This window comes from uncultured Thiocystis sp., assembly GCF_903866365.1.
Taxonomy (GTDB): domain Bacteria; phylum Pseudomonadota; class Gammaproteobacteria; order Chromatiales; family Chromatiaceae; genus Chromatium.
In genome coordinates this window covers 1-9068 of record NZ_CAIPNF010000455.1, presented here as the reverse complement: position 1 = coordinate 9068, position 9068 = coordinate 1, and the positions used below count along the sequence as shown (strand labels likewise).

Sequence of the window (9068 nt, the reverse complement as noted above, 5' to 3'; positions counted from 1 at the left end):
TCGCAGAGCCGTGGACTCGTCTTCCGCCGACTCATGGAGCAGGCGGTCGTTACCGAGCCCGTCACTGAAGCCGCAGTGACGCATGGCTATAAGTGGTGACCACAACATATAGGGCGTGGAGGCACTAACCGACCACCCCCCAAAGGTAATTCGATGAATCATCCGCCGATTGATTACGACCCAGAACTGATGCTCTACGAAGACCCGCCAAGCCTACGCATTGAGGACTGGGAAACGTTTTGCGACAAGATGCGCGCCGAGGCGGCGCGGTTCCCGAACAGTCAGAACGTGCGTTTAACGCTCCAATCATCCGAGCGCATGCTGCGCGAACTGCGCGAAGAGTGGACCGAGAGCGACGCCAAGGCGGCCTGACGCTCCGCCTGAGCGTTGACAGGCGCGGCGGCCACGGACGGCCTAACCCCACACCTCGAACCGGCTCGCCAGCAGCTTCAGCCCCGGAATCCGGTCCTCGTCCCACACCGTCTCGACCCAGCGCGCGCGCCAGCCGTCGCCGGGGATGACGGCGGTCTTGATCTTGTCTTCCATGTCCAGCAGCCATTCGTGCTGATCGCCGATCTCGTCGGTCTTGAGCGGGCGCACGTACTCGCCGTAGTAGACGAGGAGGTCCAACAGCGGATTCCAAGGATTCCCCTCGGTGCGCTCGCGCGAGACCGAGAGCACCACGCGGATCATCGGATAGGCATCCGGCACGATGGGCGTCTCGATGCCGATCTGACAGGTCGTCAGTCCCGGCAGTGTCGCGCAGGCGGCCTTGATCCCGTTCAGAATCTCGTCGCTCGTCATCATGCCCGACCTAACGGAATCGAGAACAGCCCCGTCGTCATGGCGGATTTCGTCACGGCCGCGCGGGCATCGGTCAGCACCGGGTCGTACTCGGCGCGGTACTCCGCCAGCTTGACGCTGAACGGATCGTCGTTGGTGCGGGCATACTCCAGGCAGATCGCGATGTAGACGCGCAACACCGTGAGGCGCCCGCGCCAGGGATCCGTGAAGGTCGCCATCGCGTCGACTTCGGCAATGGCGCGGTCCTCGTGCGCGGCCGTCACGAGCGGGGACAGGACTTGATCCAGGTACTCCAGATCGGGTGCAAGCTCAGCCACTTCTGAATCTCCTCGTGAATTTTGACCACGATTGCGCGGCGATGCGGGTAAAGCCGCGCACGACCGACGATCTGGCGTTTTCCAGATAGGGATCGCCCTTGTAACCGGGTATGTATGGACTGACGGCGCGAAAAACCAAAACGAATCAGGCGCCGAGGCGGTCATTTCCGCGACAAGCCGCTGCGACTCTCTTTGTCGGAAACCCACCAAAAAGCGATCGCCCATGCAAAAGGCCCTTATGAATCAAATGACAGTAATTGGCATATAGTTTGCTTTAAATAGGAGACAAGTTCAGCAATCGCATCATGCACCGACTGAGCTGGAACAACGCCCGGAGGCAACCATGACCGACGACGAATTCGACCTCGACCTGAGCGAGCTCTCCAGCGCGGAGGATTTTCTGGACTATTTTGGGATCGACTTCGAACCCGCCGTGGTGCAGGTCAATCGTCTGCATATCCTGCAACGCTTCCATGACTATCTCGAACAGGTCGACGAGATGCCCGATTCGACCCAGGCGCGCTGGGCGCTGCACGCCGACCTGCTCAAGGCAGCCTATCAGGACTTTCTGACCTCGAATGCCGCGACCGAGAAGGTCTTTCGGGTGTTCCGAATGAACGAACCCCGCTCCGCCTCGGTGCCGCTCAGCGATCTGACTAAGCAGGTACCGCATGCGCCCCCAGTATGAATTTGGCGACGCGGTGCGCGTCGTGCGCAATGTCCGCAACGACGGTACCTATCCGGGCGAGTCGACCGGCACGCTCCTGATCCGGCGCGGCAGTACCGGCTTCGTGCGCGATGTCGGCACCTTTCTCCAGGACCAGATTATCTATACCGTGCATTTCCTGGACAGCGACCGGGTGGTCGGCTGTCGCGAGGAGGAACTGCAATCGGTGGACGCGCCCTGGACGCCCAGCCGCTTCGAGTTCCGCGACAAGGTCGCGACTACCCGCCCCCTCGGGATTCAGGGCCGGGTGCTGGTCCGGCAGGGCGAGGTCGGCGAGGTAATCCGCGTGCTGCGCGACTCCCCAGACGAGGTTGCCTATCATGTCCATTTTCCCAACCGCAACACCCTGGTGGTGCCCGAGTCGGCGCTGACCGAGGTGGAGGCCGCGACCGACACGGCGGAGGCATCGCCCCATCGACCCGCGCCAAGCCCGACGCCATGAACGCCCCTCCTCCCCGGCCAACCCCGCCACTCGCCGAGTACCGCTATCATCTGCTGCGCGCGGCCAGCGAGCGTTTCCAGACCACGCCCGGGGCGCTGGACGCGGAACGGCTGGCCCAGGCCGAACGCCAAGCCCGTCGGACCTTCGAGCTGGAAAGCCTGGTGCTCTCCTCGCCCGAGGCGCGCGACATCCTCATCCCCGAATCGCGTCTCGACGAGGCCGTCCTGGCGATCCGCCAGCGCTACCCGGACGAGGACCGCTTTCTCGCCGATCTGACGGCCAACGGTCTCGACGCGGCTACCCTGCGTCGCTCGCTCCAGCGCGAACTCGTGTTCGATGCCGTCATGCAGCAGGTGGGCACCCGCGCGGAGCCGGTCAGCGAGTTGGACGAACAACTCTTCCACGAACTGCACCGCGAGCGTTTCATCACCCCGGAGCGGCGCGCCGCGCGTCACATCCTCATCACCGTCAACGACGATTTCGCCGATAACCGGCGCGAGGCCGCGCTCGCCCGGATCGCCACGGTCGCCGCCCAACTGAAGGGGCAGGCCCAGCGCTTCGGCGCGCTCGCCCGCCAGTATTCCGAATGCCCCACCGCGACCGAGGAGGGTCGCCTTGGCGCCGTGACGCGCGGCCAGCTCTACCCCGAGCTGGACACGGCCCTGTTTTTGCTGGCCGAGGGCGAGATCAGCGGCGTGCTGGAGTCCGAGATCGGTTTTCATCTCCTGCTCTGCGAACGCATCGAACCGGGGGTCGAGATAGGATTCAAGCAGGCTCGGGCCAAAATCCACTCGGTTATCGCGGCGCGGCGGCGGCTGAACCGGCAGAAATCCTGGCTCGCCGAACTTCGCCAGGCAACGTAATTTTTCGCGTTCTTTACTGTTCGATTGCTCTATTACTCGGTAGGCCCCAGACCGACGAGTCATGATCATCGCTTGAGCAAGCCGAACAGTTGTCGTTGTCGACTATCCGATTAGGACAACGACAAACTCGACTCATCCGCAAACATTTGGCCACCTCAAGCAATCTAGGTTTAACCCTTGCCACCGCTCCAAGAGATCCCGACGAATGAACGACAAGGTCCATGCCTGCTCCTTCTGCGGCGCTCCTCAAGAACCTGACCGACCGCTGATCGCGGGAATCGACGGCCATATCTGCGAGGCTTGCGTCGCGCTGGCGCATCAGGTGATCAGCAGTTGGGGACGCGGGCGCGCGCTTGCCGCCCCGCTCAAATCGCCGCCTAAGCCGCTGGAGATCAAGGAGCACCTGGATCGTTATGTGATCGGTCAGGAGGCCGCCAAGGAGACGCTCGCGGTCGCCGTCTACAACCATTACAAACGGCTGGCGAGCGAGTCCAGCCACCCGCGCCGTACCCTGGACGACGATGACCGCGTCGAGATCGACAAATCCAACATCCTGCTGCTCGGCCCCTCCGGCACTGGCAAAACCCTGCTGGCCAGCACGCTCGCGCGCATCGTCGGCGTTCCCTTCGTGATCGCGGACGCCACCACCCTGACCCAGGCGGGTTATGTCGGCGAGGATGTCGAAAGCATTCTGGCGCGACTGCTGGATGCCTCCAACGGCAGCCGCGAGGTCGCCGAATGGGGCATGGTCTATATCGACGAGGTCGACAAGCTGGCGCGTCAGGGCGAGACCGCCCACGGTACCCGCGATGTCTCGGGCGAGGGCGTGCAGCAGGCGCTGCTAAAACTGGTGGAAGGCACGCAGGTCAAGGTCAACCCGAAGGGCCGCAAGGACGCGAGCGAAAGCGTGCTGATCGACACCCGTAACATCCTGTTCGTGGTGGGCGGCGCCTTCGCCGGGCTGGAGAAAGTGCTGATGCGCCGACTCCGTCCGGGGCCGTCGAGCATCGGCTTTCATGCCGAGGTCAGCCCGTCTGGCGCATCCGAGGAACGCGACCCGCGTTTGTATCAGTTGACTCACCCGGACGATCTGCGCCAATTCGGCCTGATTCCCGAATTCATCGGGCGCTTCCCGGTATTGGTCGGACTCCAGGAGCTGGACGAGGCGGCGCTGGTGCGGATTTTGACCGAGCCTAGAAACGCGCTGGTCAGACAGTATCAGCAGATGTTTGTCTTCGAGGGAGTCAGACTGGAGTTCACGCCCGAGGCAGTGACCGCCATCGCGCGCAAGGCCATCGAACATGGCACCGGTGCCCGTGGGCTACGCAGCGTGATGGAGGGATTGCTCCAGCGCGCCATGTTCGAGTTGCCGTCCCTGTCGAATGTCGTGGAGTGTCGGGTCAATGCCGATGCCGTCACCGGTCAGGGCGCGATCCAGTGGCGTTATCAAGAACCGGACAGCGAGGCGGAAGCGGGCGGTTAGGCGATTCCCAGGACGCATCGCCCGGAAGACTGGACAGGATTCACAGGATTGAAAACGACACTAAAAAAATCCTATCAATCTTTCAAAACCCTGTGAATCCTGTCCATCATCGAAAATATTCCGTGTCGTAGCAGACATGATTGGATCTTACGCCACCTGTTTTTGTTCGCCTTCCAGTTTGCGAATCAGCGGATACAGATACTCTGTCTCGCGCTGGATGCGGTCCATCACCAACGCAAACATCTGCTCGGTATCCTGAACAAAGGATGAGTGATCGCTGATCGTCAGCGAATGGCGCTTTTGCGAGCACCATTGTTTGACATAGGAGCCAAAAATCCGCTTGATCTCGCTCGAACCGGACAGAAAACGGTTGGCGGTGTTCTTCACCGATTGATCTGGATTTGAAATCAATCGGCCGCAGAGTTCCCGATCGACCAGTTCCATGTGTTCCTTGATGCGATTGGTCAGGTCGAAAAAAACATCGCAGGCGACATCGGTGTCGCACATGGAACGCTCGCGAACCAGATACAGAAAGACGTTCGACAGCTCGGTGATTTTATGATTTTGGGCATGCAGTTGCGCAAAGGCGACCATGGTCAATATTCCTCCAGACAATAGGCAGCAAGTTAATCGGTGGTACTTCGGTTCCGCCGGGAAACGGCAAACCTTGCAGGGGTAGCCAATGGCACAGGACGCGTTTAAGGTCGCGACTCCAGTGAACCATAGCGGTCAACACAGTTTACGCGAAACCGCGCAATGATTGTAGATTGTGCGGGGTCAATGATGCATATCAACCGCTCACAACGGGGAAGGTCACGGCCGTGGCGGATGCAAAGGCGATCCCATTGGCGATGGCCGCCACCAGCGGATGGTTGACGCGCCGGTAGACCCAGCCGCTCATGACGCCATAGACCAGGAAAAAGACCAGGATCGCGGGCACGATGATGATCAGGAAAAACAGCTCGTTGAGGTTGAGCGCGACCGCGGCCAACAGCGAAAGCAGAAAGAGCGCCTTGGTGAGGGCATAGCCGCCACGCGCCGCGCCCGTGCCACGGGTCAGCCATTCGTCGGCGACGAAATACAAGAGTGTCCCGACCAGGATGGCAAGGACCAGCGGGAACCGTTCCGGTCCCGGCAGCAGGGTCGTCACGAAGCGATCCGTGGTCAGCGAGAACGCCAGGACGATATAGACAAGGTAGGCGCTGGTCGCGATCGCAAACCCGCTCCAGAGGATCCGTCCCTGTCCGGAAACCGCTTGGGCTTGGCCCGAGCGGTCGCGCGTCAGCCAGACCCCCAGTGCAGTGATCAGACCGTAGACGGCAAAATGCAGCGCCAGATAGTCGCCCAGCAGAATGGGCAGAAAATCGGTCGGGAGCTTCCAGAGGATCAAGGGCGTCAGTAGCGCGGGCGCCAGCGCCACCGGCAACAAGCGGCGCCAGCCAAGACCCGCGCCCAGGGGTTGCGTGGCGGCGCGGGGCAGCCAGCGCGAGAGCGCCCAGGCCAGCGTCAGCAGACCCAGATAGAGCAGGCCGAGCCAGGGGCCGCGCGCGTCGAGAAATCCCGTCCCGGTGCGCTCGAAGGTTCGATTCAGCCAGTCGAGCGCGGCGGCGAGACCGTCGCGGCCATAGAGCACGCCGATATGCTCCACGCCCTCCGCCAGCATCAGACGACGGGCGCTGCCGTCGGCCGGATCGCCATACAGCGTCCCCGCCTCCACCTCGCCCGCGACCGTCTTGGCCAGCGTCTTGAAACCCTGCTGGTGCAGCATGTCGGGCTCCAGTTCGCCATAGATCAGCAGGAGATTGCGCAGTTGCGCCGTTGGCGCGTCCTCGGACAGATAGGGCGAGAGCAGCACCGTGGCCGCGACCAGTCCCGGATGCATTTGACCGTAGCGCGCCAGGACATCGCCGGCCATCGAGTGTCCGAGCAAGGCCAGGCGCCCGTCCGCGCCCGGCTGCTCCAGCGCGAACCCGACCGCCGGTTCCAGCGCATCGAGCAACACCCGCAGGCGCGCCTCCCGGTCCATCAGGCTGGCGACGAAGGGCGCGGGGTTGCGGCCATGACCGGGGAAATCGAAGGTGACCGCGAGATAGCCATTGCGCGCCAGGGTGATGGCATAGGGCTGCATCAGTTGCCGCGAACCGGCGAAGCCATGGGCGATCACGACGCTTGGCGCGCGCGCGTCGCTCGCGGGGCGGTAGAGCGTGATCGGCACGCCTCCGACCTGGGTCTCGACGATCCGCAGCCCGGCGCTCGCGGCGGTGAGTTGCCAGAGCGCGACGGCGATCGCCAGCGTTGAGGCCAATGCCACGAGCAGGGCGAAAAGGCTGCGGCCACGGCTGTCCGGGATCGTGTTGAGTACGTCGAGCTTCATTGCGCGCGTGGATCCTGAATGTGAGATTCGGTGATGAACGACACTGAAGCGCCGCTGGAATCGGGAACGGCTCGCGACGGCAGTACCAAGTCCGCGAGAACGATCGCCGTACTCGCCACCAACCCGGTCGGACGAGTAAACTTCAGGCTGTTGCGGATTCCACCCGGTCAGGCGCGATGGTCGGATCGACGAACCCAGAGCGACAATTCTGGTGAACCCGGTCCATTTCAACCTCTACCCCCGCGACCGGTGCACTTTTACCCGATTCTCGGACACCGATTCCGGTCTCGCGCACGCGCGCTCGACCACCCTTTAGCAACGGAGCAACCAACCCATGCTGGATAAAAAACTGCTCGACATCCTGGTCTGCCCTGTGACCAAAGGCCCGCTCATCCTCGATAGGGACCGCGGCGAACTCATCTCGCTTTCCGCGCAACTCGCCTATCCGATCCGCGACGACATCCCGGTGATGCTCGAAGAAGAGGCGCGGCCGCTTTCGCTGGACGAGATGGACAGCTATCGCCAGGCGCGTTAAACCGCGTCCGGCCCGTGGCGGAGCCTCCGCAAGTACGGCAGCGCGGAAGAAGCGAGCACAGTTGCGCTCGAACCATGCTGCCGAATCTCGCTCTCTGCGTAGACGGACCATCTGACCTCATGCCATCCCCTCCCTTGTCGCTCCTGTCACTAACGGCCATGCTGGTTCTGCTCGTCGGCTGTGCCAGCGGGGTTCCCCAAGCCATTCGGGAGGAAACGGTGGCGAGCCCAAGTCTGGCCGAAGTACAGGAACAGCCAGAGCGCCATCGCGGTCGGCGGATCCGTTGGGGCGGCAGCATCCTTAAGGTGCGTAATCTTGCGCAAACCACTGAAATCGAAATGCTGGCGCGGCCGCTGAACCGTTTCGGCGAGCCGGATGCGAGCGCCGGAAGTCTGGGCCGCTTCCTGATCGAGATCGCCGGCTTCAGGGATCCGGTCGAGTATCCCGCCGAGCGCCTCTTGACCGTCGCGGGAAGCGTGGCGAGGGTCGAGAACCGCCCGGTTGGCGATTTTCCCTACCGCTATCCAGTGGTCGCCGGCGCAACGTTGCATCTTTGGCCCCAACCCATCGCGCTAACTCCGTATCCTGCGCCTTACCCTTATCCCTATCCCTGGTATGACCCCTGGCTCGGAAGCCATCGTGACCCCTGGTTCGATCCCAGGTATTGAGGCGATTGTCGGGATCGCATCCTCCCCGTTGACGAATACGCCAAACCGTTTCCAGATTTTGGATCCAGAGGCCCGCGATGCATCCATCCTCTCGCCCATGCCTTCTCGCCGCACTGATTGCAAGTGCCATTTCATGTGGTTGTGCCACCCGGCAGGTTTGCGTCAAACCGATCGGCGACCCCAGCCTGACACCCTCCGAGGCGGCGTCCAGCGATGGCGCAAGTGGTTCCGTGGTGAGTTGGGGTGGGCAGGTGATCGCGACTCGCGGCCTGAACGCGGGCACTGAACTGGAGATCACCGGCTATCCACTCGACGACTGCGGACGCCCCTTGGCGCAAGGTCAACCGCTGGGGCGATTTCTGGTCCGTCATCGAGGTTACCTGGAACCGCTGGATTACCGGGCAGGCCGTCAGGTGACGGTCACCGGCAGGATCATCGACGTCGCCGACGGACGGATTGGCGATGCCGACAGGCGTTTTCCGATTCTGGACGAGTCCGCCATCCGACTCTGGCCGGAACGCAAGACCCCGGACGAGGTCTCCGTTCGCCCATCGCGCCCCTGGATCAGCATCGGAATCGGCGGCGGCAGCGGTCATGTCGGAGGTGGAATTGGAATCGGTTTCTAAACCGAGTCCGTTCCGACGCCGATGGATGTCGACCCGACGAGAAATCGTACCGTGACCAGGATGATGCCGGACGCCGTTGCGGATGATGATCAGGGCGAGCGCGTTTAAATTCTCAGCCGAACACGACCTTGGCGCGATAGTCGTCATTCCACGCGGCCTTGCGGCGCTTCTTGGCCAAGCTGATCGCCGACCCCTCCTGATCGAACAGGTTCATGCTCAGGTGGCGCAC

Annotated in this window: 12 protein-coding genes; 8 read left to right on the top strand and 4 right to left on the bottom strand. The window is 62.5% G+C overall.

All coding sequences use genetic code 11. The features are described 5' to 3' along the window. The first annotated feature begins 153 nt into the window (after positions 1–153). On the top strand, positions 154–372 hold the full coding sequence (locus tag QZY07_RS25015) for a hypothetical protein (protein WP_295408770.1): 219 nt from the start codon (positions 154–156) through the stop codon (positions 370–372). A gap of 42 nt (positions 373–414) precedes the next feature. Here the strand turns inward: QZY07_RS25015 and QZY07_RS25010 are convergent, their stop codons facing one another. Continuing rightward, positions 415–807, bottom strand: a complete 393-nt coding sequence (locus QZY07_RS25010; RefSeq protein WP_295408768.1) for a hypothetical protein — start codon at positions 805–807, stop codon at positions 415–417. Further along, positions 804–1121, bottom strand: coding sequence for a hypothetical protein (locus QZY07_RS25005; RefSeq protein WP_295408766.1), 318 nt, complete (start codon positions 1119–1121; stop codon positions 804–806). The genes QZY07_RS25010 and QZY07_RS25005 overlap by 4 nt, the downstream gene beginning before the upstream one ends. Before the next feature lie 343 nt (positions 1122–1464). On the opposite strand from QZY07_RS25005, the gene QZY07_RS25000 reads away from it, so the two are divergent. The 4 genes from QZY07_RS25000 to clpX all read left to right on the top strand — a co-directional run bounded on the left by QZY07_RS25000 (position 1465) and on the right by clpX (position 4636). After that, the gene (locus tag QZY07_RS25000; RefSeq protein WP_295408764.1) at positions 1465–1809 is read left to right on the top strand and encodes a nitrogenase-stabilizing/protective protein NifW; all 345 of its coding nucleotides are present in this window, start codon (positions 1465–1467) and stop codon (positions 1807–1809) included. Continuing rightward, positions 1793–2290 (top strand): nitrogen fixation protein NifZ, encoded by a 498-nt coding sequence (locus QZY07_RS24995; RefSeq protein ID WP_295408763.1) that lies wholly within the window; start codon positions 1793–1795, stop codon positions 2288–2290. The genes QZY07_RS25000 and QZY07_RS24995 overlap by 17 nt, the downstream gene beginning before the upstream one ends. Continuing rightward, positions 2287–3153, top strand: coding sequence for a nitrogen fixation protein NifM (gene nifM / locus QZY07_RS24990; protein ID WP_295408761.1), 867 nt, complete (start codon positions 2287–2289; stop codon positions 3151–3153). The genes QZY07_RS24995 and nifM overlap by 4 nt, the downstream gene beginning before the upstream one ends. A 205-nt stretch (positions 3154–3358) precedes the next feature. Continuing rightward, positions 3359–4636, top strand: coding sequence for an ATP-dependent Clp protease ATP-binding subunit ClpX (gene clpX, locus QZY07_RS24985; RefSeq protein WP_295408759.1), 1278 nt, complete (start codon positions 3359–3361; stop codon positions 4634–4636). 147 nt (positions 4637–4783) lie between these two features. Here clpX and QZY07_RS24980 read toward each other — a convergent pair whose 3' ends face one another. Then, positions 4784–5230 carry a hypothetical protein gene (locus tag QZY07_RS24980; RefSeq protein ID WP_201094017.1) on the bottom strand — a complete coding sequence of 149 codons (447 nt, stop codon included), beginning with the start codon at positions 5228–5230 and terminating at the stop codon, positions 4784–4786. Between the two features lie 196 nt (positions 5231–5426). Beyond that, a complete protein-coding gene (locus tag QZY07_RS24975) occupies positions 5427–7010 on the bottom strand; it encodes an alpha/beta fold hydrolase (RefSeq protein ID WP_295408755.1) in 1584 nt (527 codons plus the stop codon). Positions 7011–7347: 337 nt separating this feature from the next. Here QZY07_RS24975 and QZY07_RS24970 point away from each other — a divergent pair, with 337 nt between their 5' ends. The 3 genes from QZY07_RS24970 to QZY07_RS24960 all read left to right on the top strand — a co-directional run bounded on the left by QZY07_RS24970 (position 7348) and on the right by QZY07_RS24960 (position 8839). Continuing rightward, positions 7348–7545, top strand: coding sequence for a Trm112 family protein (locus QZY07_RS24970; protein ID WP_295408772.1), 198 nt, complete (start codon positions 7348–7350; stop codon positions 7543–7545). A 119-nt stretch (positions 7546–7664) separates the two neighbouring features. Next, the gene (locus tag QZY07_RS24965; RefSeq protein WP_295408753.1) at positions 7665–8213 is read left to right on the top strand and encodes a Slp family lipoprotein; all 549 of its coding nucleotides are present in this window, start codon (positions 7665–7667) and stop codon (positions 8211–8213) included. A gap of 77 nt (positions 8214–8290) precedes the next feature. Continuing rightward, a complete protein-coding gene (locus tag QZY07_RS24960; protein WP_295408751.1) occupies positions 8291–8839 on the top strand; it encodes a Slp family lipoprotein in 549 nt (182 codons plus the stop codon). The last annotated feature ends 229 nt before the right edge of the window (positions 8840–9068 follow it).